Source organism: Thioalkalivibrio paradoxus ARh 1 (genome assembly GCF_000227685.2).
GTDB lineage: Bacteria > Pseudomonadota > Gammaproteobacteria > Ectothiorhodospirales > Ectothiorhodospiraceae > Thioalkalivibrio > Thioalkalivibrio paradoxus.
Genome location: NZ_CP007029.1, coordinates 3258414 through 3284441, shown reverse-complemented (window position 1 = coordinate 3284441; position 26028 = coordinate 3258414). Strand labels below are relative to the sequence as shown.

18 protein-coding genes and 2 pseudogenes are annotated in these 26028 nt (G+C 67.9%); 9 read left to right on the top strand and 11 right to left on the bottom strand.

From position 1 onward, the window contains the following. Positions 1-38 precede the first annotated feature (38 nt). From THITH_RS14785 to THITH_RS14735, 11 genes are all read right to left on the bottom strand, one after another. Positions 39-728 (bottom strand): sulfite exporter TauE/SafE family protein, encoded by a 690-nt coding sequence (locus tag THITH_RS14785; protein ID WP_006747036.1) that lies wholly within the window; start codon positions 726-728, stop codon positions 39-41. Continuing rightward, positions 728-1336, bottom strand: a complete 609-nt coding sequence (locus tag THITH_RS14780; protein ID WP_006747037.1) for a TlpA family protein disulfide reductase — start codon at positions 1334-1336, stop codon at positions 728-730. The genes THITH_RS14785 and THITH_RS14780 overlap by 1 nt, the downstream gene beginning before the upstream one ends. Before the next feature lie 9 nt (positions 1337-1345). Beyond that, positions 1346-2353, bottom strand: coding sequence for a hypothetical protein (locus THITH_RS14775; protein WP_006747038.1), 1008 nt, complete (start codon positions 2351-2353; stop codon positions 1346-1348). Then, positions 2350-3057, bottom strand: coding sequence for an ABC transporter ATP-binding protein (locus tag THITH_RS14770; RefSeq protein WP_006747039.1), 708 nt, complete (start codon positions 3055-3057; stop codon positions 2350-2352). Before THITH_RS14770 ends, THITH_RS14775 begins: the two co-directional genes overlap by 4 nt. After that, on the bottom strand, positions 3054-4196 hold the full coding sequence (locus tag THITH_RS14765) for an ABC transporter permease (RefSeq protein ID WP_156925536.1): 1143 nt from the start codon (positions 4194-4196) through the stop codon (positions 3054-3056). Before THITH_RS14765 ends, THITH_RS14770 begins: the two co-directional genes overlap by 4 nt. Beyond that, positions 4189-4506, bottom strand: coding sequence for a hypothetical protein (locus tag THITH_RS14760; protein WP_006747041.1), 318 nt, complete (start codon positions 4504-4506; stop codon positions 4189-4191). The genes THITH_RS14765 and THITH_RS14760 overlap by 8 nt, the downstream gene beginning before the upstream one ends. A gap of 202 nt (positions 4507-4708) precedes the next feature. Next, positions 4709-8830 (bottom strand): translocation/assembly module TamB domain-containing protein, encoded by a 4122-nt coding sequence (locus THITH_RS19560; protein WP_006747042.1) that lies wholly within the window; start codon positions 8828-8830, stop codon positions 4709-4711. Next, entirely contained in the window at positions 8830-10608 is a 1779-nt protein-coding gene (locus THITH_RS14750; RefSeq protein ID WP_006747043.1) for an autotransporter assembly complex protein TamA, read from the bottom strand. Before THITH_RS14750 ends, THITH_RS19560 begins: the two co-directional genes overlap by 1 nt. 291 nt (positions 10609-10899) lie before the next feature. Beyond that, a complete protein-coding gene (locus tag THITH_RS14745) occupies positions 10900-11997 on the bottom strand; it encodes an ABC transporter ATP-binding protein (protein ID WP_006747044.1) in 1098 nt (365 codons plus the stop codon). Beyond that, positions 11994-13757, bottom strand: a complete 1764-nt coding sequence (locus tag THITH_RS14740) for an ABC transporter permease (RefSeq protein WP_006747045.1) — start codon at positions 13755-13757, stop codon at positions 11994-11996. Before THITH_RS14740 ends, THITH_RS14745 begins: the two co-directional genes overlap by 4 nt. A 219-nt stretch (positions 13758-13976) precedes the next feature. Further along, positions 13977-15008, bottom strand: a complete 1032-nt coding sequence (locus THITH_RS14735; protein ID WP_006747046.1) for a Fe(3+) ABC transporter substrate-binding protein — start codon at positions 15006-15008, stop codon at positions 13977-13979. Between the two features lie 151 nt (positions 15009-15159). Here THITH_RS14735 and glnE point away from each other — a divergent pair, with 151 nt between their 5' ends. The 9 genes and pseudogenes from glnE (at position 15160) to THITH_RS19430 (ending at position 25702) form a co-directional block, all read left to right on the top strand. Beyond that, a complete protein-coding gene (gene glnE / locus THITH_RS14730; RefSeq protein WP_006747047.1) occupies positions 15160-18096 on the top strand; it encodes a bifunctional [glutamate--ammonia ligase]-adenylyl-L-tyrosine phosphorylase/[glutamate--ammonia-ligase] adenylyltransferase in 2937 nt (978 codons plus the stop codon). 13 nt (positions 18097-18109) lie between these two features. Continuing rightward, positions 18110-19030: a branched-chain amino acid transaminase gene (locus THITH_RS14725; RefSeq protein WP_006747048.1), complete on the top strand. Its 921-nt coding sequence runs from the start codon at positions 18110-18112 to the stop codon at positions 19028-19030. A 50-nt stretch (positions 19031-19080) separates the two neighbouring features. Then, positions 19081-19299 carry a zinc-finger domain-containing protein gene (locus tag THITH_RS14720; protein WP_006747049.1) on the top strand — a complete coding sequence of 73 codons (219 nt, stop codon included), beginning with the start codon at positions 19081-19083 and terminating at the stop codon, positions 19297-19299. 433 nt (positions 19300-19732) lie between these two features. Continuing rightward, positions 19733-20842 (top strand): GGDEF domain-containing protein, encoded by a 1110-nt coding sequence (locus THITH_RS14715; RefSeq protein ID WP_025367604.1) that lies wholly within the window; start codon positions 19733-19735, stop codon positions 20840-20842. A 566-nt stretch (positions 20843-21408) separates the two neighbouring features. Next, positions 21409-21748: pseudogene (locus tag THITH_RS18260) on the top strand (transposase); the annotation flags it as partial. Between the two features lie 288 nt (positions 21749-22036). Further along, positions 22037-22315: pseudogene (locus THITH_RS19770) on the top strand (sensor histidine kinase); the annotation flags it as partial. 104 nt (positions 22316-22419) lie between these two features. Then, positions 22420-22797 (top strand): response regulator, encoded by a 378-nt coding sequence (locus THITH_RS14700; protein WP_156925535.1) that lies wholly within the window; start codon positions 22420-22422, stop codon positions 22795-22797. Between the two features lie 255 nt (positions 22798-23052). Then, entirely contained in the window at positions 23053-24822 is a 1770-nt protein-coding gene (locus tag THITH_RS14695; protein WP_006747054.1) for a hypothetical protein, read from the top strand. 730 nt (positions 24823-25552) lie between these two features. Continuing rightward, on the top strand, positions 25553-25702 hold the full coding sequence (locus THITH_RS19430) for a hypothetical protein (RefSeq protein WP_232222209.1): 150 nt from the start codon (positions 25553-25555) through the stop codon (positions 25700-25702). The last annotated feature ends 326 nt before the right edge of the window (positions 25703-26028 follow it).

Sequence of the window (26028 nt, the reverse complement as noted above, 5' to 3'; positions counted from 1 at the left end):
GCGATGCGCCGGCGATGCCGTGCCGGCCCCTGCGTTGCTCAGGTCCCCACCAGGCCTCGCATCACCTGGAAGTAGCTGATCCCCTGGTACAGCGTGCCGGCGCCGAGCACGATCACGCACAATGCTGCCGCCTGCATCAGGCGCCCGCGTGCCTTGCAGCCGAGTCGCCCGACGATGATGCTCAGCGCCAGCATCGACGGCAGCGTGCCCAGGCCGAACGCTAGCATCAGCGCCGCACCGGGCAGCGGCCCGCCGGCGGCGGTGGCCTGCACCGCCACCGCGAGGGTCAGCGAACAGGGCATGAAGCCGTTGATCGTGCCCCCGATCCAGGCACCGGCCAGCGGGCCGCGCCGGTCGGCGGTACGCAGCGCATGGTTCAGCAGGGCCGGAGGCAGGACCGAGAACTGGAACCGGCGCAGCGGCCCGATTCCGAGCAGATCCAGGCCGAGCAGGATCACCACCACCCCCGCCACGATCATCAATACGCCCTGGGCCGCACCCAGCGTGCCGGCGGAAATCAGCAGCCCGATCGCGCCAGCCGCCGCCCCCGCGACCACGTACACTGATACCCGCGCGCCGTGGTACGCGGCATAGGTCACCGGGTTGCGCGAATGCCGGCCCATCTTCAGGAAGAACGCCGAGATCAGTCCGCCGCACATGCCCACGCAGTGGCCGCTGCCCAGCAGCCCGGCCAGAAACGCGATGGCCCAGGTGTATTCCGCTTGCATCAGGGATCGGTTGCGGTCAGGCCCGCGCCGGCGGCCAGCGGCTGCAGCGGTTCGATGCCGGCTCGGCCCTTCGCCGGCTGCCCGGTGCCCGCGCTTCCGGGTCGCTGATCTGCGCCGGGATCGAGCAGCGGGCGTGCCATGCGCTCGAATGTCGAGGCATCGGATTCCCCCAGAATCCGCCCGCGCACGATTCCGTCGCGGTCGATGAAGTAGGTGACCGGGATCGCGATCACGCCATAGCGCCGCGCGACCGCCGAGTCGGGATCGAGCAGCGTGGGATAGGAATATCCGACCCGGTCGGCGAAGCGCTCTGCGCGAGCGCGTTCCTGTCCGACGTTCACCGCGAGGATTTCGAGCCCCTCGGCGCGCAGTTGCTGGTACACCGGTTCCAGTTCGCGCATCTCCCGGCGGCAGAACGGACACCAGTCGGCCCAGAAGCGCAGCGCCACGACCTGACCCTGCTGTTCGGACAAGGTCGCCTGTCCGCCGTCGAGCCGTTCGAGTTCGAACGCGGGCGCCGGATCGCCGTTTGCGACCGATTGCCGTTCGCCGCCACAGCCTGCGATGAGAACCGGGAGGAGTAGCCAGAAGAGAATCCGTGCGCGCATAAGCCTCTCTCAATACCCGATCAGGATCAGGTTCGACTGCCAGGAAAGCCACGCACTCAGCGCCGCGAACAGCGCGAATCCCGCGCCTGCGACGATCACCAGCGGCGGCGCGTGCGCTGCAAGCACCTGCTGCAGGCTGTCGCGGCGCGCCATCGCCACCGCCGCGGCCAGACCCAGCCCCAGCCCCAGAGCCGTCGCACCGAACAACGGCGGGTACAACGCATACCCCACGTAGCCGTATTCGGGCTTCAGCACACAGAACGGGCAGTGGTGCAGCGGGTGCTCGTACACATAGAGCGACACGAACGCGACGATGGCCGCGATCGCGACCGGAAATGCCAGTGCCGACAGTCCCCCGAACAGCACCAGGCCCCGCCGCCAGCGCAGGTAGACCGCGCCGGTCGCGAGGACCAGGCCCAGCACCGCGTAGAGCGCGACCATCGTCGGCAGCGGCGGCAGACCGGCCAAATGTGCCGTCACGGACTCCGCGTCCTGACTGAACAGGCTGCCGCAGCAGGAGGTGATCACGTCGGGATCCAGGTTCAGGAAGAACGCGAGCTGCGCCGCTGCGGCAGCAGCCGCGAGCGGCACGATCGCCAGCAGCAGCGCGTACTTCGCGCGGGTCAGCGGGTACTCCGGTGACCGTCCATCGAGCCGGTGCAACACCAGCCACGCGGCGGCGAGGAAGAACAGCAGGATCCGCAGCCACAGTGCCGGGAAACCCCAGGCGTTCGCGCTCAACGTGCCGACCGCGCACATCGCGCCGACGATCTGCAATGCCATCCGGTCGACGGTATGCACGAACAGCGGCAGCACCAGCAACTGCGCGACGAACACCAGTCCGAGTGCGGTGCCGATCAGGAACGTGCGCTTTTCCAGCCGCAGCTGCAGCGCGTGTCCGCTCGCCAGATTCCAGTGACGCAGCACCTGGGTCGCGAACACCGCTGCGGGAACGAGCAGCAGCAGGCTCAGCACGTCCGCCAGTATCAGCGCCAGGATCGGGGCCTGGACCATCATCGCGTTGCCGCTGGCCGTGTGCGGTCCGCGATCACCCGGCCGTCGCGCAATTCGATCACGCGGTCCACCACCGCGGCCTCGCGGACCAACGGATCGTGGCTGCTCAAGAGCAGCGTGCGCCCCTCTTCGCGGAGACCGGCGACAATCTCCAGAAAGGCGCTGGACAGCGCCGAATCCAGGTTTGCGGTCGGTTCGTCGGCGATCAGCACCGGCGGGTCGTTGATCAGCGCACGAGCGATCGCGGTGCGCTGCGCCTCGCCCCCGGACAGCGACTCGACCCGCGCCTCGGCGCGGTGCGCCAGTCCGAGCCGCTCGAGCAGCTCGAACGCGCGGCGCCGCAGGGGCCCGCGTGGCGAGCCGAGTGGATACGCGGGCAGCATCACGTTGTCGAGCACCGGCAGGCCGCGAATCAGGTTGAAGCGCTGAAACACGAAGCCGAAGGTGCGCCGGCGCAACGCCGCCAGGAACGGCTCCGGGAGGCCGGAGATGTCGCGGCCGTCGAGCCGGACGCGCCCCTCGGTCGGCCTTGCGAGGCAGCCCACCAGGGTCAGCATGGTCGTCTTCCCGGAGCCGCTCGGACCCGCCACCACCGTGATCCCGCCGGACGGCAGCGACAGGTCGATGCCGTCCACCGCCCAGAACGCGTTCGGCTGCCCCTCGTTGAACGCCTTGCGCACTCCGGCCAGCTCGACCTGGGCGGTCATCGCATCACCTCGTCGGGATCGCTGACGGCCGCACGCCAGACCGGCATCAGCGTGGCCACCAGATACGGGAACACGGTCAGAAAGAACAGCGTCAGCAGCTGCGTGGCGGTGACGACCGGGGTCAGCTGGAAATCCGGATAGAGGACCGACCAGCCCTGCATCACTGGCGCGAGCAGTGGCGCGGACAGCCCGAAGACGTGCCAGTAGGCGGCGGTCGTCCCCAGCAGAAACGCCAGCATCGACACCAGTGCGCCTTCCCATAGTTTCATTTGCAGCACGTCGGCAGTCTCCCAGCCGATCGCCTTCAGGATGCCGATCTCGCGGCGTTCGTCCGCCGACAGCCCCGACGCCTTCTCCCAGGCAAGGATCGCGAACGCGAGCAGGGCACCGGTGAGCGGCAGCAATACCAGCGCCGAGCGCCAGTCGAACACCGCGTCGTAGGTGCGAAGAATCTCGTCGCGCAGGATTGGTCGGCTGTCCGGCAGCGCCTCCAGCACCTTCTCCGCGACCGTCTGGACCTCGCGCGGGTTCGGGATGTGCAGTGCCAGGTCGGTGTACTGATCGTCGGGGATCCCGAACAGGCGCCGGAAATCGGCCTCGGCCACCAACAGCAGGTCGGCGCTGGCGAGCGCGGACGCCTGCGGCAGGACCGCATCGATCCGGAACGCCGACAGGGCTCCGTCCTGGCCCCGGAAACTCAGCACGTCGCCGGGGCCGGCGCCGCGGGCGCGAGCCAGCGCCGGGCCGACCACCGCGGTGCCCGGCTCGAGGTCGCGGTCCGGCGGCACCATCAGGGTGTAGTTGGCGCGCACCGCGGGGTCGTAGTGGTAGCCCCAGAGCCGTGACTGAACCTGCCGGACCCCACGGATCCCGGCCAGCGCCTCGGCGTGCTCGGTGGAGATCAAGTCGTAGCGCCCGGCGACCAGCCGCTGCACCACGATCTCCGGCGCCTCGGCCAGCAACAGGCCCGATTCGTGTTTCAGCGCGCTGGTATAGAACAGCACCGAGGCGAGCAGGAACACCATCCCGCCATAGACGACAAGCAGCCCCAGGTTGCGCCCACGGCGCCGCGCCATTGCCGCCACGGTGTAGTCGGCCAGGTAGCGCTGCCGCGCCAGCATGCGGCCGCGCTCAGTCATGGCGAGGCTGCGGCGGCGGTACCAGCGACCCGGACGGGAAGTGTTCCAGGGCCATCGGGTGGCTCCGGAACGCCGCGTGCGGGTCGCCAAGGCCCGGATGGCGCGTGTAGCGTGCCTCGGTGAACAACGCCAGCCCGGTCAACCCGAGATCGCGTACCAGTAGCGGCCCGTGCTGGGTGCGGGTGTCGGCCCGGGACAGCGCCGCGTGCAGCAGCGAGCCGGCCAGCGCCAGCGCCGCGAGCAGCAAAACGATCAGTGCACGGTCACCGGGACGGGACCGTGGTCGGTGTCGTGGGGTGCCGGATGCCACCGCCGGATTCTCCTGGACCAGCTTGTCCTGCTTGCTCAGCAGTATTCGTGCCAGGGATGAGACCGGATTGCGAAGCCGATCGCGGTCGGGTGCAGGACTCCGGACTGCTGCATTTGCCGCACTTTGCAGCAAATGCAGCAGTCCGGGGGCGCGTGCACATGGGCGGCAGGCCTCCGCCGCGCTGCGGGCAGCCGAGCGACGGTCAGCGCTCGATGCGGTAGATCAGGTCCACACCCTGCCCGAGCGCGCTGGAAGTCGTTTCGACGCTCAGCGAGCGGGTCAGCTCGTAGCGCAGCATCACCTTGTAGGAATCGTCGAACAACCCCATGCTGTAGCGCAGAAGAAGCCTCGGCGACAGGTATTTCCCGATCGTCAGCGCGCTCTGGTCCAGGCCGGCGTCGGTGTCGAGTTCGACCTCGTCCAGCCCCAGTTCGTGCCCCAGGCGCTGCGTGATCAGATCGCCCTGTTCCAGGCCCCAGGCCGCGGCAGCACCGGCGATCAGGTTGCCGTCGGATTGCGTGGCCCCGGAAAGAGGGCGCCCGGTCAGCAGGAAGGCCATCGCTTCGGTGTCGTCCATCGGCGGTTCCGAGAATACCCGCGAACTCAGCTCGTCGGGCACCCCGCCGATCTCCAGCCCGACGACGACATCGTACGCCGGTACCCGGCGCACCGCGCGCAGATCCAGCGCCGGGCTTTCCACCGGTCCCTGGAAGATCACCAGGCCGTGTTCCAGCACCAGATCCTGGCCGTAGGCCTCGTAGCTGCCCTCCGGAATGTTCACGTCGCCGAACAGCTGCAGCGGGCGCTCCGGCACGTCGACGACGTCGAGGTCGCCGGTGAAGCGCGCGACCAGACCGAAACCGTCGAAGCGCACGTCGTCGCCGAGAACGACGCGGACGCGGATGTCCATCGGCAGTCCGTTCGCGGGATCGGCCTCTGCGCCGACCACGACCTCGTCGCGCGATACGCCGACCGATCCTGGCGGCAGGTCGGGCGGCAGAATCCGCGCTGTGGGCACCAGGACCTCGCCGCGCACCGTCAGGCGTTCCGGCCGGAGGCGCAGCGTCAGGTCCGGGCTGATCCGGGCGCGGATGTCCGGCCGGTTTACCGCCAGGAAACGCTCGCCGTGAATCCGGAGTTCCGCCTCCGGTTGCCGTTCCGCGAATCCCAGGTGGCCCTCGAGTTGCAGGCTCTCGCCGCCGGATCGCAATTCGCCGCTCAGATGCATCTCCTCCGCGGATACGACCTCGGCGACCAACCGCGGCAGCTCGAGGTCGAGACCCGCCTCGGGAATCTGCACCCCGGCGTCGCCGATGCGCAGGCTTCCCTGTACCAAAGGCGCGTCGAGGCGACCCCCGAGTTCGAGATCGGCGTGCAGCTGGCCCCGCACGTTCTGGATCTCCGGCGAGAACGCTCCGATCCATTCCAGCGAGTCCAGTGCTGCGTGGATGCCCCCGTCGATCCGGTAGCTGTCGTCCTCGGGCCGCATCTGCACCGCGGCATGCGCGGTGCCTTCGTCCAGGAACGACAGGCCCAGATCGGCCCGCAGATCCTGATCGTCGATCCGCGCGGACAAGCGCAGGTCACGGTAGGGAATGACCTGCTCGCTGCCGTCGGGCAGGGTCAGGCGGATCTGCCCGTCCGTCGGGGTGACCGACAGTTCGCCGCGCAGCACCTCGGCGGCATCGACCGCGGCCTCCAGTCGCGCGTTCAGCCGCCCCTCGATCGCGGTCTGCGGCGGCAGCACCGGCTCCAGCCAGGCGAGATCGAGATCCTGCAGCGTGACTTGGCCCTGGCCGCCGGCGGCGGCCGCCCAGTCGCCGCTCAGGCAGAGATTGGCGTCGTCACGGCCCAGGCACAGCTCGCCCAGGTTGGCCTGGGCCGGTCCGGCGGTGACCGGCACCGGTTGGCGGAGCGCCCACCGCCCCGCCTGTGCCTGCTCGAGGTCGAGTCGTTCCAGCCGGCCGTTCCACAGCGCCTGCTCGAGGTCGTAGCCGCCGGCGGCCTGCAGCCGCAAGCGGCCCAGATCGCCCGCCTCCACCGCGAGTTCCAGACGGTGCGCGGAGGCCTTGCCGTCGGCGTCCAGCCGCAGCTCCCCGATGTGCTGCCCGCCGGCCCGGAGGTCCGCTAGGCGCAGCGCCAGTTCGGCCGGGGCCTCGGGGTCCAGCCCAGCATCCAGCTGAAGATCGAGGCGTTCCAGCTGCAGCTCGTCGTAGCGCAGTGCGTGGCCTTCACCCCGGGCCGCGATGCGGGGGCTGTCGGGCGTGCCCGAGACCTTTGCGTCGAGTTCGATGCGCCCGCCCAGCGCAGGCAGCACGCGGTCCAGCTCCGGTGCGTGCAGAGCGAGTTCCAGCGCCAGCACGTCGCCCAGCTCGCCGCTCGCGCTCAGCCGGTTTGCGCCGACCTGCAAGTCCAGCGCATCGACCCGCACCAGCGAGTCCGCAATCCCCGTGCTGGCAACCCCCTGCACCGGCTGGCTGCGCAGTTCCCCGCTCAGTTCGCGCAGTTCGAGCGTCGCTTCGAGGACACCGTCCGGAGCCAGTGCACCGCGGCTGTCCAGGTCCAGCTTCAGGCGGCCCGGCAGGTCCGGGACCAGTACACCCGGATCGATGCCCTGGCCCGCGAGCTGCAGATCCCAGTCGATCCCGGCCCCGAAACCGATCTGGCCGCGTAGGTTCAAGCGGCCGTCTGCGGGCAGCGCAAGGTCGAAGGTTCGGATCCGTGCCCGGGTCTCGGAAAGCGCCACGTCGGCGCTGGCGGACAGCGCCTGGCCATCGATATGCGCGACGAGATCCTCCAGCATCGCCGTGGCCTCGAGCGCGCCGGTCTCCGGTTCGAGACGCCCGTCGGCGCGCAGCCGCAGGCGCGGCAGGGCCAGTTCGCGTTCCGGCATCAGGAAACCCAGATCGAGCGCGTCGGCGGCCAGCGCCAGGCGAAACGGGATCTCCGCGCCCAGGGTCGCGTCCCCGTCGACGCGGACGCTGCCCTCCGGACCCAGCTGCAGCAGCAGATCGTCGATTCGTGCCTGGCCCTGCGCGACTGCGACGCGGCCCGAGCCGGCCAGTGGCTGCCCATCGACCTGTGCCAGCAGCTCCCGGATCTCGATCGTCGCCGACAGCGCCTGCAGCAGGCCCTCCAGGTCTGCGTCCGCATCCCGCGGCAGGCGCCCAGTGGCCGCCAGCTGCAGCGACTCCACCGCGGCATCCATTTCGAGCCCCAGCGCATCGCCTGCAACGTGATGCAGCCCGGCGTCCAGGGTCCAGGCCAGGGTCTCGGCAAAATCCAGCCGGCCTTGTGCCTCCAGTTCCCCCGCAACGCTGCGCACTGCGAGTTCCATAATCTCCACGTGCCGCAACGAGCCCGCAATCGCGGTGTTCAGCGTCGCGACGGGCAGCGCGCCCCATTGCACGGCGGTCGCGAGCCGAGCGTCCCAAGCGTCGAGGTCGCCGTGCAGCCGGAGTTCGCCGGCGTCGACCTGTGCCGTTTCGGCATCGAGCCGGTAGTGGAAGGGATCCCAGCGGTTCTGCAGGTCGAACCGGGGCGTGCCCAGCAGGTCTTGCACCACCAGGTCCGTCTCCATCGCGGCCCCGGCCTGCAGGTTGTGGTGCAGCTGCAGGCGTTCGCGCAGATCTCCGGCGGCCACGAGCCGGCCCTCGGCGCGCTCGGCCTGCAATCCCTGCGCAACGGCTTCCGGCAGGTCGACCCGCCAGCGCCCTTCGAGAGACAGCGGCCAGGCGCCCGCCGGCTGTAACCCGGCGTCCAGCCAGACCTCGGTACCCGGCAGCGCCAGTTCGACGTCGGCCAGCTGCAGACCGTCGGCATCGGCCTGCAGTCGCAGCGCGAGGTGATCGATCGCCAGCAGGGTCTCGCCCAGCCGGCGCAGATCGAGGTCCGCCAGCCGGAACCGGTCGACCTGTACCCGGACCGGCAGGTCGACCGTTTCCGGGAGTTCCGGCGTGGCGGTGGGCTCGGGCGGCTCGGGGTCCGCTTCCGGCAGGTCCACCACCAGGCCGGCGAGGTCGAGGTCGCGCACATGGACGGTCAGACGGAGCAGCGCCAGCGCGTCGAGTTCGATAAGCCCGGAACTCAGCTCGACCCGGGTTCCGGCTGCGTCCACCGACAGGTCGTGCAGCGTCAGCCCACGGAACAAGGTGCCGTCGACACGGCCGGCCTGGAACTCGACGGGTGCATGGCGTTCGGCCTGTGCAAACAGCCAGCGCGTGCCGTCCTCGGTGGCGATCAAGGCCACTGCACCCGCGATGGCCAGCAAGACCAGGATCAGAACCCAGCCCAGCAGACCGAACAGCAGACGCAGGGCCCGCATCAGAGATCCGGGCCCATCGTGAAGTGGATGCGGAAGCTGTCCGGAGAATCCGGGGCATGGGCCAGATCGACGCGGATCGGGCCGACCGGCGAACGCCAGCGCAGCCCGGCGCCGAAGCCCAGCTTCAGGTCGTAGTCATCGAAGCTGTCAAACGCATTGCCCGCATCCAGGAACACTGCGGCGCCCCAGGGGCCGTCGCCGAACGGATAGTCGTATTCGATGCTGCCGACCAGCAGGTGGCGGCCGCCGATCATCCGGCCCTCGTCGTCCTGTGGTCCCAGTTTCTGGAATCCGAAGCCGCGCACACTGGTATCGCCGCCGGCGAAGAAACGCAGCGACTTCGGCATTTCCTGGACATCGTCACTGTAGGTGAGCCCGGCGTCGCCGCGCAGGATCATCCGGCCTGCCCCCAGGCCCCGGATGAACTTTGCGCTGCCGCGTGCCTGCAGAAAGCTGATACTGGAGGCCAAACTCTCGTGCGCGCCCTGGCCCAGCAGTTCCACACGGTAGCCGTCGCGTGGAAACAGCGGGTCGTCCGACTCGGTGCGGTTCACGCGGTAGGAAGGCATCAGCATGTGAGTCGTGTCACTGACCCCGCCGACGGTGAACTCCTCGTACTCGTAGCGAATGCCCTCGGTCGTCTGCCAACCGGAGGCATGCTGGCGCACCCGGCTGGCGCCGAGCTGGGCCCGGTCGGACCGGGTACCGGCGGTGTCCTCGGTACGATAGGTGGCGAACAGGCTCAGATGCTCCCGGAGCGGATCGCGTAGCGGGATGTCGTAATTGAAGCCGACCCCGGATCGCTTGGTCGAGGCTTCGAGCTCCGCGTTGTAGCGATGTCCCCGGCGGTTGGCGTAGCGACGGTCCATTGCCAGGCCGAGCCGCGGGCCGGTATCGGTGGAAAATCCCAACCGGGCCTCGTAGGCCGTGCGCTTGCGGGTGCTGACCTCGGCGGTGATCGGCACCTCGCCGTCGACAGCGTCATCGAGCCGCGGGCGTACCCGTACCGACTCGAAGTAGCCGCTGTCGGCGAGGTTGCGCTGTAACATGATCAACTGCCCCGAACGGTAGGGAGCGCCGGTCTCGAACGGATACAAACGCTCGACGAACTCGGGACGCAGGATGTCCTGCTCGAGCGTGATCGGCCCGAAACGGTATCGGGCTCTGGTGTCCAGGTGCAGCACGACGCGCGCCTCGTTGGTCTGTGGGTCGACCCGCAGCTGGCTGGCCGTGAGTTCCGCGTCGAAGTAGCCGCGGTCGGCCGCCGCCCGCATCAAGCGGGAGCGCAGCCGGTCGTAGTGATCGTGACGCAGTCGATCGCCGACCTCGATCCCGGGCGCGGTCACGATCGCGACGAAGGCCGGGTCTTCCGCGCCCTCGCCGGTGACCTGGACGTCGACTTCCGCGATTTGGGCCGCTGGGCCAGGGTCCAGCTGCAGCTCCAGGTTCCAGCAATCTTCGGTACGACGGATCGCCAGTTCCAGCTCCGGCTGGTAGTGGCCCAGCGCGCGCAGTGCCTGGCGCACCCGGTCATCTGCGCTGCGGATGACCCCGCGTTCGCGAAACTCGGGGAGTTCGCAGGTGTAACGCGTCATCGGCAGGAATGCGCGGATGTTCTGCCGCTGTTCCGCGGTTCCACCATCGATCCGCAGTTCCGGCCGGTTCTCCGCGGCGGTGGCCCCGGAGCCCAGCGCCTGGAAACAGAGTGCCGCGGCGAGGCATGCCGGCCACGAGGCCTTCCAAGGCGTGCGGTGCCGAATCGATTGGAGAGCCGTCATAGCCGTCTCCTGCTGCGGTGGATGGACCGGTATCCGTGGTGGGGACCGACCCCGCGGCTAGGGGCATGCGAGGCGCCCGCCGCAGGGAGACTGCGCCGATGGCCAGCCTGCTTTCCGGTCCGACAGGCTGCTCGGTTCCGGCGGCGGTGCCGGCCACTCCGGCCCTGGGTACACGAGACCTCAGTATACCGCGCGCGCCGATGCGTCCGGCCCCGATCGTTGCCGCCTACGCAATGCGCGCTCGACTCCCTGGTGCCCGCCGATGCCGCAGGATGGATGGCGGCAGGGGCATCAATGCGGCGTACAGCCACTGTCGCCGCGCGGGAACACCACCAGGTGCGAGAAGTCCAGGCGCAAGCGGACATGATCGGATACCACGAAGTTGTCGTGGCTCGGCGCGACGCAGAGGATCTCGGTGCCGTCGTGCAGACGCAGCGTGTAGAGGAAGTCCGCGCCGCGAAAGGCCTTGGCGGTCACCTCTGCCGGAATCGATCCGGCGTCGTTGTCCAGCGCGATGTCGTCCGGGCGTACCAGCACGTCGACCGCGGCGCCCTGCGCGTAGCGTTCCGACAGGCTGCCCGTGATCCGACCGAGTGCGGTCTCGACGCAGTCGTCGGCACAGACCCGCCCCGGGATGATCGTGCCTTCGCCGACGAACCCGGCCACGAAGCGGTCGGCAGGCCGGTGGTAGAGATGGTAGGCGGTGTCCCATTGGCACAGACGGCCGTTGTTCAGCACCGCGACCCGGTCGGCGAACGCGAAGGCCTCGTGCTGATCGTGCGTGACCAGGATTCCGGTGGTTCCCTCGGCGCGCAGGATCGCGCGCACCTCGCGCGCGAGATCGGTGCGCAACTCGACGTCCATACTCGAGAACGGCTCGTCCAGCAGCAGCAGCTGCGGGCGCGGCGCCAGCGCCCGGGCCAGCGCGATCCGCTGTTGCTGGCCGCCGGAGAGCGCATGCGGGAACGCGCGCTCGTAACCGGACAGGCCGATCAGCCGCAGCAGCTCCTTGACCCGGCGCTCGCGGTCGGCCCGGCTCCAGCGGCGGATTCCGAATGCGATATTGCCGGTCACATCCAGGTGCGGGAACAGCGCGAAGTCCTGGAACACCATGCCGACGTTGCGCTTTTCGGGCGCGAGCGTGAACCCGGGGCGGCTCACGGTCTCGTCGTTCAGCCGGATCTCGCCGCGCATCACGCCTTCGAAGCCCGCGATCGCGCGCAGCAGCGTCGTCTTGCCGCAGCCGGAGGGGCCGAGCAGGCAGCCGATCTGCCCGCGCGGGAGTTCCAGCGAGATCGCATGCACCACGCGCTGGCCCGAGTAGCCCACGTCGATATCGTCCAGCACTACCTCCGCCGCACGGGCGGTTTCCGTATTCTTGGTCGTCATGCGGCCTGTGTGCCCGCGGGGACCGCCAGCGGCTCGCCCTGCGGACTTCCGGTCTGCTGGCGTGCCCGCTGCCGCTGCCCCGGCCGGGATCGTTCAATGGTCAGGCTGAGCAGGATAACCGGAAGCAGCCCGACCAGCACGATCGCCAGCGCGGCGCTGGAGGATTCCGCCAGGCGCTCGTCGCCGGCGAGTTCGAAGGCGCGCACAGCGAGCGTGTTGAAATCGAACGGTCGCAGGATCAGCGTTGCGGGCAGCTCCTTCAGCACGTCGACGAACACCAGCAACAGCGCGGTCAGCAATGTGCCGCGCATGATCGGCAGATGGACGCGGGTCAGCGTCGCCAGCGGGCGCATCCCCAGCGAGCGCGCGGCGTCGTCCATGCTCGGCTTGATCTTGCCGAGGCCGGCCTCCACCGTTTGCAGCGACACCGCGAGGAAGCGCACCGCGTAGGCGAACAGCAGCGCGACCAGCGTGCCCGACAGCAGCAGTCCGGTCGAGATGTCGAACTGCTCGCGCATGAAGGCATCCAGCGTGTTGTCGAACCAGGCGAACGGGAGCATCACGCCGATTGCGATCACCGTTCCCGGCACCGCATACCCCATGCCTGCCACCCGCACCGCGAGCCCGGTGACGAAGCCGCCCTGCATGCGCCGGGCATAGGCCAGGACCAGCGCCAGCGCGACCGCGATCACCGCGGCCATCGCCGCCAGCGAGAAGGTATTGAACACCAGCTCGGCGAACGCGGGGTTCATCCAGTGGTCGGTCGTGCGTGCGGCCCAGATCGAGAGCTGCGCGGCCGGGATCAGGAAGCCCAGAAGGATCGGCAGCAGGCAGGCGGTCACCGCGGCGGCGGCCTTCCAGCCCTTGAGCCGGTAGCGCGGCAGCGTCGAGTAGCGGGAACTGGTGTGGTGGAAGCGTGCGCGCATCCGCGACCAGCGCTCGAGCAGGATCAGCACGAACACGAAGCTCAGCAGCACCGCAGCGAGCTGGGCGGCCGCGGCGGGGTCGGCCAGACCGTACCAGGTGCGGAAGATGCCGGTGGTGAACGTCGGGATCCCGAAATACGCGACCGTGCCGTAGTCCGCCAGCACTTCCATCAGCGCCAGCGTCAGGCCCGCGATCACCGCTGGCCGGGCCAGCGGCAGCGCGACCCGGAAGAAACCGGAGTAGGGTCCGCTGCCAAGCGTGCGCGAGACCTCCAGCACGCAGACCGACTGTTCCAGGAACGCCGCACGCGTCAGCAGGTACACGTAGGGGTAGAGCACCAGCGTCAGCATCAGCATCGCGCCGGTCAGCGAACGGATCTCGGGGAACCAGTACTGGCCGTAGCCGAGCCCGGTCAGATCGCGGATCAGCACCTGCACCGGCCCGGTAAAATCCAGCATGCCGGTATAGGTGTAGGCGATGATGTACGCTGGCATCGCCAGCGGCAGCATCAGCGCCCACTGAAAGACCCGGCGGCCGGGAAATTCGCAGACGCTGACCAGCCAGGCGACCGGGATGCCGATCACCAGCACGCCGACGCCGACCCCGAACAGCAGCAGTAGCGAGTTGGTCACGTACTCGCCCAGCATGGTCTCGCGCAGATGCACCCAGACGTCGGTGGAGGGCAGGAACACGTGCCCGAAGATCACCAGCACCGGCAGTGCGAGGACCAGCGCGACCGTGACCGAGGTCAGTTGCCAGACGCCGGGCCAGCGCGGGCGTAGCGGCCAGCGCGACCGACCAGACGCCGGGCGGGAGCGAGGGGTGCCTTTCATGGGTGCAAATAGTAAACGTTCGCATTATGAATTACATCCCCGTGGACCCGTTCCCTCTCCAATGGGGGATGCCGTTCCCGATACGCACAAGCCAGCGCGCGCCCCGCGCACGGGGAGGGGAGGAGCCGACCGGCAGGGGGCGGACGATGCCCCGCGCACGGGGAGGGGAGAACCCCTCACCTGCCGCGGGGCACCTGGTCATCCGTGGGTGTGTTGCGGTCAGCGCCAGCGCGCGCGGTCCATGATACGCACGGCTTCGGCGTTGTGTGCGCCGAGCAGCGACAGGTTCAGGCTGTCGGCCTCGAATTCGCCGAAGCTGCGGAGCACCTCGCTGGCGGGCACGTCCGGCCGTACCGGGTATTCCTGGTTGGCTTCGGCGTACCAGCGCTGTGCCGATTCACTGGTCAGGTACTCGATCAGCCGGATTCCGTTCTCGCGGTTGGGCGCGTGGGTGGTCACGCCCGCACCGCTGATGTTCACATGCGTGCCGCGGTCATCCTGGTTCGGGAAGAACACGCCGACCTGTTCGGCAGCCGCGCGTTGGGTCGCGTCGTCGCCGGCCAGCATCGCGCCGATGTAGTAGGTATTGGCCAGCGCGATGTCGCAGACCCCGGCGGCGACCGCACGGATCTGGTCGCGGTCGCCACCCTGCGGCGGACGCGCGAAGTTGGCCACCAGGCCGTTGACCCATTCGCTGGCGGCCTCGGCTCCCTCGGTCGCGATCATCGCCGCGACCAGCGACTGGTTGTAGACATTGGCGGAGGAACGCACGCAGATGCGTCCGCGCCACTTCGGGTCAGTCAGCGCCTCGTAGGTGGAGAGTTCGGCCGGGTCGACCTTGTCCTTGTGATACATGATCGGACGGGCACGCAGCGACAGGCCGTACCACCGGCCGTCGACGTCCCGGTAGCTTTCCGGCACGTTGGCGTTCAGTACCTCGGATTCGATCGGGGCGAGCACGCCGGCCTGCTGGGCCTGATGCAGGTTGCCGGCATCGACCGTGATCAGCACGTCGGCTGGCGAGTTGCGGCCCTCGAGTCGAAGCCGCTGGAGGAGTTCGTCTGCGCGCCCGGTGAGCAGGTTGACGCGGATGCCGGTATCGCGGGTGAAATCGTCGAGCAGCGGTTTGATCAGGTTCTCCTGGCGTGCCGAGTACAGGTTGACCTCGCCGTCAGCGCCTGCGGTGGCGGGAAGGCCCAGCGCGGCACTCAGGGCCGCTGCGGCAACGAGTTTCAACGAATGACGAAGCATGTTGCTGACTCCTGAAATGAGGGTGGTTCGCAAAGCGCGAACAAGAACTATTGTTATTTATGGTGGGCGGGCTGTCAACGTCCCGGCAGCCCGCCCGCGGACTCGCGGCGCGTCGGTTTCCGCGGGCGGGGGTGGCTGGTAGGCTTGGCCGATGCACGTCTCTCCACCGGCTCTACCGGAACACCTGCCCGCTGCGGCACGCGAGCGCGCACGGCAGCGGCTGGATCAGTTCCTGGCGTTGGTGCCCGACCCGCCTCCTGCGATGCCTGGCGCGGCGATGGTGTTCCTGTGCAGCGATTACGTGACCCAGATCGCCCAGCGCCACCCGGAGTACCTGCTCGATCTGCTCGATACGCACGGGGCAATGCCTGCCCGCACCGGTCGTGAGCTGCGTGCGGATCTTGCCGGGCGCCTGGAACAGGCGCGCGACGAGACCGAGCTGAAGGCCTGCCTGCGCGAGCTGCGCCACCGGGAACTGATCCGCATCGCCTGGCGGGATCTGCTCGGTCAGGCCGAGCTGGACGAGGTGATGCACGACCTGAGCCGGCTGGCGGATGTTCTGGTGCAGGGCGCGCTCGGTTGGCTGGATGCGCGCCATCGGGAAAAGTACGGGATCCCGCGCGATCGCGAAGGCGAGCCGCAGTCGCTGATCGTGCTCGGCATGGGCAAGCTCGGCGGCAGGGAGCTCAATTTCTCGTCCGACATCGACCTGATCTTCGCCTACCACCGCCCCGGCAGTACCGACGGCGCGCGCATGATCGACAATCAGGAATACTTCCAGCGCCTGGGCCGGGCGTTGATCGCGGCGCTCGCCGATGTGACCCCCGAGGGGTTCTGCTATCGGGTGGACATGCGCCTGCGTCCCTTCGGCAGTGCCGGGCCGCTGGTGATGCACTTCGACGCGATCGAGGACTACTACCAGGCGCACGGCCGCGAGTGGGAACGCTACGCACTGATCAAGGCCCGGGTGATGGCCGGGGATCCCGGCGACGGTGAACGCCTGATGCAGAAGCTGAGGCCGTTCATCTACCGCCGCTATCTCGACTACGGCGCCTTCGCGAATCTGCGCGCGCTCAAGCGCAAGATCAACGAGGAGTCGGTGCGCAAGGAGCGCATCGAGGACGTGAAGCACGGCGAGGGCGGAATTCGCGAGATCGAGTTCATCGGCCAGGTGTTCCAGCTGATTCGGGGCGGGCGCGACCGCGCGCTGCAGCGCCGTGATCTGCTCGGGGTGCTCGACCTGCTGGCCCGCCAGCAGCAACTGCCGCGGCATGCGGTGGATCAACTGGTGCATGCCTACCGCTTTCTGCGCCGGGTCGAGAACCGGCTGCAGATGCAGAACGACCAGCAGACCCACCGGCTGCCGCCGCAGGCTTTCGACCGCACCCGGCTGGCGCTGGCGATGGGCTATCCGGACGAGGCGAGTTTCGAAATGGCGCTGGTGCGCGAGCAGCGCCGCGTACACGCCCAGTTCGAGCAGGTGTTCTCGGCCCCCCAGCGTGACGACGAGGACAACCTGGACGACATGCCCGGCGCCGGCCGACAGCGCAGCCTCAGCCGCATCTGGTCGTTGCACACGAAGCAGCCCGAGGCCGTGCCGCTGCTGGCCCGGATGGGGTTTGCCGATCCGCCGGCCGCGTTCGAGGCGATCCGGGCCCTGCGCCAGAGCCCGGTTACCCGCAGCCTGAGCGAAACCGGCCGCCAGCGCCTGGACCGGCTGATGCCGCTGCTGCTGGGCGCGATCGCGGAATTGGATCGTCCCGACCCGGTCCTCCCGCGCGCCCTGCAGCTGGTGAAGACCATTGCGCGGCGGTCGGTCTACCTGTCGCTGCTGGTGGAAAATCCGCTGGCGCTGTCGCAGCTGGTGAAGCTCTGCGAGGCCAGTTCCTGGATCAGCGACCAGTTGACCCGGTACCCGGTGCTGCTCGACGAACTGCTCGACCCCCGGGCGCTGTATGCGCCCCCCGATCGCGAGGGCTTGCGCCGGGAGCTGGACCAGGAGCTCGCGCAGTTCGCGCTGGAGGACCGGGAGCAGGTGCTGGACCGGCTGCGCCAGTACAAGCAGGTGCAGACACTACGTGTCGCCGCGGCCGACATCATGGGCTACCTGCCGCTGATGCGCGTGTCCGATCACCTGACCTGGCTCGCCGAGGTGCTGTTGGCGAAGGTGCTGGAACTGAGCTGGAATCTGATGGTACAGCGCCACGGCGAGCCCTGGTGCGGCAGCGGCGACCAGCGGCGCCGGGCCCGCTTCGCGATCGTCGGCTACGGCAAGCTCGGGGGGCTGGAGCTCGGCTACGGTTCCGATCTCGACCTGGTATTCCTGCACGACAGCGACGGCGATCAGGCCCGGACCTCCGGCCCCCGCGTGATCGACAATGCCGAATTCTTCGGGCGTCTGGGCACGCGGATCGTGCACCTGCTCGGCGTGTTCACGCCTGCCGGCCGACTGTACGAGGTGGACACGCGGCTGCGGCCCAGCGGTCTGGCAGGCCTTTTGGTCAGCAGCCTCGACGCATTCTCCCGCTACCAGGAAGGGTCGGCCTGGACCTGGGAGCACCAGGCGCTGGTGCGAACCCGCTGCGTGGCCGGCGACCGCGAATTGGGCGAACGCTTCGCCGAAGTGCGCCGGAAAATCCTGTCACGTCCCCGCGATCGCGACGCGCTGCGTGCCGAGATCGTCGAGATGCGCGCGAAGATGCTGGCCGAGCACGCGTCGCGCGACCCGGACGCGTTCGACCTCAAGCGGGATCGCGGCGGTATCACTGACATCGAGTTCATGGTTCAATACTGGGTTTTGGCCAACGCCCACGAGCATCCCGAGGTTTGCGCCTGGCCGGACAAGGTGCGGACGCTGGACGTGCTGGGGGAGGTTGGCGTGATTACCCCGGAACTGGGGAGCGCACTGGCAGATGCCTACCGCGACATGCGCAACCGGATCCACCGTCTGACCCTGGCCGGGGCCGGCACCCGGGTGGTCGACCCGCCGGCGGATCTGCGTACGTTGCGCAGCCAGGTGATCGCCACCTGGGACGAACTGTTCGGAGACGTGGCGGCCCGAGCGCCGGCGCCCGAAGACACTGACTGAGGAGAGACCGACGATGTCGATGGCGGATCGCGACGGAGTGATCTGGTTGGACGGGAAGATGGTGCCCTGGCGCGATGCCCGGGTGCATGTGCTGACCCACACGCTGCACTACGGCATGGGCGTGTTCGAGGGCGTGCGCGCCTACGACGCGGCGCATGGCACCGCGATCTTCCGGCTCGAGGATCACACCCGGCGCCTGTTCAATTCCGCGCGCATCCTGGGTATGAAGATCCCCTACAGCGCCGAGGAACTCAGTGCCGCCCAGATCGCCTCCGTCCGTGAGAACGGGCTGGAGACCGCGTACATCCGCCCGATGTGTTTCTTCGGCTCCGAGGGGATGGGCCTGCGCGCCGACAACCTCGAGGTGCATGTCATGGTGGCGGCGTGGACCTGGGGCAGTTACCTGGGCGAGGAAAACATGACCCGCGGCATCCGCATCCACACCTCGTCATACAGCCGACACCACGTGAACGTGACGCTGTGCAAGGCCAAGGCGAACGGCAACTACATGAACTCGATGCTCGCGTTGCAGGAAGCGGTTGCCTGCGGCTACGACGAGGCGATGCTGCTCGACACCGAAGGCTACGTGGCCGAGGGCAGCGGCGAGAACATCTTCATCGTGCGCGATGGCGTGATCTACACCCCGGATCTGACCTCCGCGCTGGACGGCATCACCCGGCGGACGATCTTCACGCTGGCCGAGGAGGAAGGCCTGAAGATCGTCGAGAAGCGCATCACCCGCGACGAGGTCTACATCGCCGACGAAGCCTTCTTCACCGGCACCGCCGCCGAAGTGACCCCGATCCGCGAGGTCGACAACCGGCCGATCGGTGACGGAACCCGCGGCCCGATCACCCAGCGCCTGCAAGCGCTGTACTTCGACGTCGTCCAGGGGCGTCACCCGAAACACGAAGGCTGGCTCACCTACGTCTGAGCCTTGTAACCGACCGGCCGGCCGCCGGCACAGCACTCGGAAACACTGCCATGCCCAATCCCCACAGCGCCGAACAGCAGGACCGCTTCTCCCAGGCCAATGCGGAGACCACCGTCGCGGTGCGCCGCGACCAGCTGCCGCTGCACTGCCCGACCCCGCAGAGCGCGCTCTGGGCCTCGCATCCGCGTGTATACCTGCCGATCGACGAGTCCCCCGACGGGCGCATGCGCTGCCCGTACTGCGGTACCGTCTACGTCCTCGACGACTGAGCGCCTCTGGCGAACCCGGGCTGCGCCGGCCGGCACCGCACAGCCCGCTGGGCGCCAGCCCGACTCTGGTCGCCGATGCGAGGCGGAGATCGGCAGGCGGGGGGCAGATAAAGGCCGCCAGTTGATTGCCTGACCGATAGCGGGCTGCAGCTCAGAAGCAGTGGATATCGCCGCCCGCCGTGCGTTGAATGTCCGACCGTGGCAGAAGGTTAATTGGATGCCTGACGCAGCTTGGTGTTAAATCCGCACCCCAGCAGCCTGTTGAAGTAAAGGCTGGACGGCTTTGGGGGCCACAACGCAGCCCTGCGCGCCGGCGTTCGGTCGGGGAACTGCGCAGGGAACCGGGATCGCAATGCAGTAGCGGGCGCGTGACGGATGTGCGTTGAGTGACGGAGTCAGGCAGGGACGGGCAAGCAAAGTGACGAAAACCGGTGTGGGGAAGGGGTCCCGGCGTGCCGCGGATGCACGCGTCAACGGGATGCCCGATACCGAGCAGCTCGAACTGAAGGGATTTCATCGCACCCTCGCGGAAACCCTCTGGCTGCTGCTGATTCTGATCCTGGTCTACCTGGTCATCCCAGGCGCGGACGTCGACGTGTTTCCGATCGCGGCGGCCAGCGCGGCTTTCGCGCTGATGATCATCGGCTTCCGTTACCTGAACCTGTTTACCCGCGAGGCACGCTGGAAGCTGGTCGTGGAGACGCTGGCCATGACGCTGCTGATCGCGTTTGTGATTTGGCACACCGGCGAGCAGCACAGCGGATTGGTAAACCTTTACCTGTTGCCGATCGTGTTTGCCGCGCTGACGCTGGGGAGAACCATGACCCTGGCAGTGGTCGGGCTCATTACCGTGCTGTACCTGTACGGCTGGCATGCGTTGCTGGGCCAAACATTCTATGGCTTCGAGGTTTTCGCTCACGTGCTGTTCCAGCTCGGGCCGTTCGCGCTGGTGGCGTACCTGACTTCGATGCTCGCGAACGACATGAATTTCTCGCGCCGGATTCTCAGGGATCTCTCCGAGACCGACGGCATGACCGGTGTCGCCAACATGCGGGCGTTCTATATGGCGTTCGAGCGCGAACTGCTTCGGGCGCAGCGGGAACGGACCGAATTGAGTGTGATGATGATCGACGCGGACAACCTCAAGGAGACGAACGACCGCTTCGGGCACGAGGCCGGCAACCGCCTGATCGTCGGCATCGTGGACAGCATGAGTAGTGTGCTGCGCCGTTCCGACCTGATCGCGCGCTACGGCGGCGATGAGTTCGTGGTGCTGCTCCCCAACACCGGGCTCCAGGCGGCGGGCGATGCGGCCGAGCGCTTGCGCCGTTCGATCGAACGCATGGCCATCGATGTTGAGGGCACCCCGCTTCGCGCCACGGTCAGCGTCGGCTACGCGGGCTACCCCGACACCGCGCACGACTTGCAGGAACTCATCGCGCTTGCCGACCAGGCCATGTACAGAAGCAAGAAGGCCGGCCGGAACCGGGTTACGCGCTATGGCGACGGGGTCTATGGAGACATGGCCAGCGCGATGGCCTGATTCGGTCCCGGAACTGGGTGCGCATGCGCGCGCCCGCGTGTACCGGACGGGTCCCCGAAATCAGGCTGGCCTCCTCCCGAAGGGCCGATCCCGCCCGCTGATTCAACCTCTGGAGCAGCGACCCTGCTCGCACCCGCTGACGCTGATGAAGTGGGTCGGCTCACCGATCGCGCCTCTCCCGGTCCAGATGCTCCCATGCGAGAACGAACCCGTGTCCTGCGCAGAATGAGCAGGGACCACGGGGTGTGTGCTCCCGGCCATGTTCGTTCATGAGGGAACGCTGTTGGAGATGAATGCCAGGCCGCAGTAGGGTGGCGATCGGGTACGGGTCCGATTCTGTTGTCGGTCACTGGTTTGCGCGCCCGATCGAAACTCGAACGGCGGTCGCGTGCGCCATAACGGATAAGGCTAGATCGTGTGAGCGAAGCGAGCCACGATCTGAGCCGTTTGTTGGACAAGCCCGGTTTCGGGGGTGGGTGGCAGAGATCTGAAAACAGCTTTTCGGCGGGCGGGTGTCGCTGCCGATGGTCAGCGTGTCACGGGCGCGAGCGTGGGAACACGGCGGCGGGTTCTCGCTGGATGCGAGCGTGCGCATCGAGGCGGACGACCGAGAGGGCCTGGAGCGTCTGCTGCGCTACTGCGCCCGTCCCTCCTTCGCAGCCGACCGGAAGAACGCGACCCGCAGCGGCTGATTACCGCCTGCCCAAACCGGGCCCGGAAGGGCGCACCCGGACCATCCTCTCGCCGCTGGAACTGATCGGCCGCATCGCCGCACTGGTCCCACCGCCCCGGCAGCATCGCCATCGCAACTCAGGCGTACTCGCCCCGAACTCACCGCTGCGCCCAGCCGTCACCGCTCTGGCGGCCGAGGCCGTGGCGCCCGCGCCGGAGTACGAGCACGACCAGCGGGTGTCTAGGTAAAGCAGCCCCGCTGGGCTGCTGGCCCCGCCGTTCCCCGCTTTCCGCAAACACACCCATAGCCCACCGGAAAGACCGCCTCGCCACCCACTGGCGGGCCGATTTCAGCCGTATAGGCTGCCGCCGTTGCTCAGAAGGGGCTCCCGTTGCGACTTGACAGGCCCCGGGCCGAAGGGATTCTGCGGTGAAGGCGGTTGGATTTCCTATCGTTTAGACTTCAGCCTCATCGCGCGCCAGCGCGGCATCGAGTTCCCCGCCGTTCCCGGCAGCGTCACGGTGCACTCGGATCGCCAGTTCCTGCGCCGCATCCTGCAGAACTTCCTTTCCAACGCGCCGCGCTACACGCGCCAGGGCCGCGTCCTGCTAGGCTGCCGCCGGCATGGCCAGTTCCTCTCCATCCAGGTCTGGGACACCGGCCCCTGCATCCCGGCGGAGCATCTCGAGCGGGACATTTTCGAGGAATTCCGGCGCTTCCAGCCGCGCGACGAGTTCGGCGCCAAGGGCATGGGCCTCGGGCCCGCCATCGTGCAGCGCATGGCGCGGGCGCTCCGCCACGAGATCCGCGTGCAGTCCGAGTTCGGCCGCGGCTCGATGTTCGCCGCCGAAGTGCCAATCGCCGTGAGCTCGGCGCGCGCCTCCACCAGGCGCTGGTGCTCTGCGTGGACAACGAGCACAGCATTCTCGAGGGCATGTCCCAGTTGCTCGAGGGCTGGGCCTGCGCCGTCACGGCCGCCGACACCGCCGACACCGCCGGCGCGCTGGCCGTCATGGAGCAGGCGGGACGCCCGCCGGATCTGATGTTGGTGGATTTCCATCTCGATGGCCAGGACGCCGGCCTGAAGAGCATCGCCGCGCTGCGCGAGCGCTGGGGCGACATCCCGGCCGTGGTGGTCACGGCGGATTACGGCGAGGAGGTGCGCGAGCGGGTGCGCAGCCTGGAGCTCGCCACCATGCGCAAGCCGGTGAAGCCGGCGGCGCTGCGGGCCATCATGAACCAATTCCTGCTCGCGCGCCGGCAGGCGGTGGCCACGGCCTGAACTCGCCGGCCCCGCTGCCTCGGTCGCTGCAATCGCGATGCGGCTGCAAGCCTGGCAGCGAGTGCCAACAATATTGGCTCGACCATATCCCCGCCGGTCACGCTGGAAATCGATGAGATCGTGCAGGAAACCCACGCGCGGCTGATCGCCGTCGATTCGGTGTTAGAAGTCCGAGAAGTTGATTTCGGTCAATAACCTCCGTCGAGTGCAGTGCCATGTTAGAGCTGGGCTTCACCTTGCTCGGAGGAGACTTCCATGAAATTCTCGGCTTCCAGCAGTGCGTGGGGCGCCATTGCGGCGGCCCTGCTCGCAGTATTCAGCGTGCACGCCTTCAGCCAGACACCCCGGATCGATAAGGAGGTACCTGGTAATGCCGTCACCGCCAAGGGCGGCCTGGAACAGTTCACGCGGGTGCTGATTCGTGAGCTCAACAGCATTGGGTTCGAGGTCACGCGCGGGTACCCCCATCTCTGGACCATGGAAGACTGCGACCTGACTTTCGCAGTCACGCTCAACTGCTATGCGAACAATCCAGCCTCGCCGTACGTTCTGGCGGCGGTCCAGCCATGGCCCGAGGAATTCGTCGACCCGGCGACCACCAACGTGTATGGAAAGACCAGGCCAGGGTACAGTTCGACCTACCGGCTCGACCCCCGGGAGGCGATCGTGATCTTCGGGCGCATGCCGCCACCGGGAAAGTACATGGGCCTGCAGTCCTACGTGTTCAGCCACGAATGGGTCGTCCCGGAGGGCGACTCGGTTCACCGGAGCGGCTATCCGTGGATCACGGACGCCCTGCAGGGCGGACGGGATCGCTTCAAGGATTCGAACATGGTCCACTATCTGTTCTCCACGCTGGCTCGCCACGAGGGGCGCGTCCAGAGCTTCTCCAGCGTCAGCAACAGCATCAATAACGTGGTGATGGACGGGGACGACGCGGGCGCATCGTTCGGTGAGATCCGCTACTTTGTGGTCACTCCGGATCAGGCGATGGATTCCGGCGTGCGGTCCGCGCTGCAGCGGCTGGGCGTATCCAAAGACCACGTGTTCACCGAGCAGATCGCAAGGCACTTCGTCCGTCCGGGAGAGCCTCCGGGAGGCAAGCTCGGGCCGCTGGGGCTCGACCGGCACGCGCCTGATTTTCTCACCGGCCTGCGGTACGCCATGCCGGACAGCCAGCAGGCCGCGAACGCCTGGCGGTCGCGCCTGCCATTGACGGTCCTGCGGGTTCGCGAGAGCCCCTTTTCCCCGCGACCCGCCCAACCGTTCTTCGAAATTGCTGCCGATGTGCGTGACGCCGTGGATGAGGGATTCTTGAGCGATGATCTCGACGCTCTGGTCAACGCAGTGAGGGACCGCGCCGTCGGCGGGCCGTGGAACCTCGCCGTCCTCGAAGCACCCACCATGGGGCAAGCGCCAATCATGGGCAACGTGGAGGTATGGCTCGGCCACTTTGGGCCGTACTGCCGCGACATCGGCGAGAACTGCCTGGGCGACGGCCAGGATGCCAGCTACTTCTTCATGCCGCCGCAGCCATTGGACTCGGGCCAAGTGTACGCGGTGATTGGCACCCTGGGCATCAGGACGGGCAACGCCACCTACAACGGTCTCTCCATCAACGATGCATCTAGGCTGAAGGGTGTCGGTAACGTCCCCGATCGCAGCTCGCGCTCCTCCGACTCGGTTCTGGACGGCTCGGCCAGCAGTTATCGGGGCGCGGTGGCGAACCATGACCAGTTCTTCGTGCATTTCTTCACGAGGGATTGCGACACCATTAGCGGCTTGGCTGACGGCGCCTGCACCTCCATTACCCATAAGATGGTCCCGCCGGCAATCGATGTGACGGCTCCAGGCCATCCTCATCTGCACGGCTTCTTCACAGCCGGGCTGCGTTCCTACGTCATGCCGGGCACCGCGAGGGGACCGACCACCACGTACACGCGGGATCCCGAGACTGGCGCTTTGCGCTACCAGAGGGGCCAGCTTCCGCCGGTGGTTCTGGCGTTCAAGCCGCGGGTACAGTGAAAATGGAGGCTATACGGCTCGACATGACCGTTTACTGACGCCGGGGTGTATGTCGACCGTCAAGCGGCCGCCCCGGGGCCGGGTCAGGTGTCGGGCCGGGCAGACGACTCAATGTTTTCCTGTGCAGACAGACCGCCGGTGTCCGCGTGTTCGAGTTGCGGTTCTCCCTGCAGTAGCCTACGACGTTAGGGTGTTGGGGCTGGTGTCGCTGCCGGATGGTCCAATGGCGTGACGGGACGTGCGACAGCCTTGCCTTCCAATTGCCTGCGAGTCGACCTGCAATGCGGAGCGGGCCATCGTCGTATGGCTCGCCGCGCGGGTCGGGTGATCTCGCCGCCGCTGCCTTGACGCGCGTCGCGAAGGAGTAGCCGGACTCAACGCGCGGAGGCGACAGAGGCGTCCCTACCAAGGGCGGGCGAGCCGGTGCCGGTGGTTGTCGATGACGTTGCCACAGCGCAGCCCGTCGTGCTCCCCGTCGATGCGGGGCCGCACTTGACCCGCTAGGCGATCAACCGACTCCACATGGCGGTGGGGTCCTGCACACGCAGCGCGGAGCTAGCCAGTCGGTTTCGCGCTCGGCCCCGGATTGAACCCCGATGACTGCCCGCTCAAAGATGGCCATTACCATCATCGGTCATCGGGTGTCTCTTGCCGGCCCCTATGTAAAGCCTTTCCATAAGGGCCGTGAAGGGCCACCGGGGTTGCGTGGTCGGGCATTCAGCAGTGAAGCGTGCCTAGCTTGCGCACGGGCCGTCTGGGCGTCAACAAGGAGATCGAGAACAGTTTGAACCCGCCCGAGTGGGTGGACCGGGTGCCGGAGGTTCTGCCGGGCTATCCGGATCGGATCGTCCCGAAGCCGCGGGTCATTAAGCGGACCTGAAGAATCGCACCCTGACCAACCGGTACAACCAGCGGCCGGCCTGGCAGGATCACGCGCACCGGGTTCTGGACGAAGCGGTGGCCGCGGCCTACGGGTGGGCCGACTACACGCCCGATATGTCGGAGCCGGAGATTCAGTCCCGGCTGCTGGCGCTGAACCTCGAGCGATCGAGCGACCAGCGGTAGCGATCCGGCGCTGATAATCGGGCGCTGGCTGATCCCGCGGGACCGGCCCTAGTAACCGGATGCCGCCAGTGCTTCCGCCCCCGGCCGCTGTGCCGGGTTTCTTGTGCGGGAGGGTTCCTGAGCGATTCCTAAGCGCTTGTC

Coding starts and splice junctions, on each gene's coding strand:
- THITH_RS14785 (WP_006747036.1), bottom strand. CDS start 728: ATGCAAGCGGAATACACCTGGGCCATCGCGTTTCTGGCCGGGCTGCTG.
- THITH_RS14780 (WP_006747037.1), bottom strand. CDS start 1,336: ATGCGCGCACGGATTCTCTTCTGGCTACTCCTCCCGGTTCTCATCGCA.
- THITH_RS14775 (WP_006747038.1), bottom strand. CDS start 2,353: ATGATGGTCCAGGCCCCGATCCTGGCGCTGATACTGGCGGACGTGCTG.
- THITH_RS14770 (WP_006747039.1), bottom strand. CDS start 3,057: ATGACCGCCCAGGTCGAGCTGGCCGGAGTGCGCAAGGCGTTCAACGAG.
- THITH_RS14765 (WP_156925536.1), bottom strand. CDS start 4,196: ATGACTGAGCGCGGCCGCATGCTGGCGCGGCAGCGCTACCTGGCCGAC.
- THITH_RS19560 (WP_006747042.1), bottom strand. CDS start 8,830: ATGCGGGCCCTGCGTCTGCTGTTCGGTCTGCTGGGCTGGGTTCTGATC.
- THITH_RS14750 (WP_006747043.1), bottom strand. CDS start 10,608: ATGACGGCTCTCCAATCGATTCGGCACCGCACGCCTTGGAAGGCCTCG.
- THITH_RS14745 (WP_006747044.1), bottom strand. CDS start 11,997: ATGACGACCAAGAATACGGAAACCGCCCGTGCGGCGGAGGTAGTGCTG.
- THITH_RS14740 (WP_006747045.1), bottom strand. CDS start 13,757: ATGAAAGGCACCCCTCGCTCCCGCCCGGCGTCTGGTCGGTCGCGCTGG.
- THITH_RS14735 (WP_006747046.1), bottom strand. CDS start 15,008: ATGCTTCGTCATTCGTTGAAACTCGTTGCCGCAGCGGCCCTGAGTGCC.
- glnE (WP_006747047.1), top strand. CDS start 15,160: ATGCACGTCTCTCCACCGGCTCTACCGGAACACCTGCCCGCTGCGGCA.
- THITH_RS14725 (WP_006747048.1), top strand. CDS start 18,110: ATGTCGATGGCGGATCGCGACGGAGTGATCTGGTTGGACGGGAAGATG.
- THITH_RS14720 (WP_006747049.1), top strand. CDS start 19,081: ATGCCCAATCCCCACAGCGCCGAACAGCAGGACCGCTTCTCCCAGGCC.
- THITH_RS14695 (WP_006747054.1), top strand. CDS start 23,053: ATGAAATTCTCGGCTTCCAGCAGTGCGTGGGGCGCCATTGCGGCGGCC.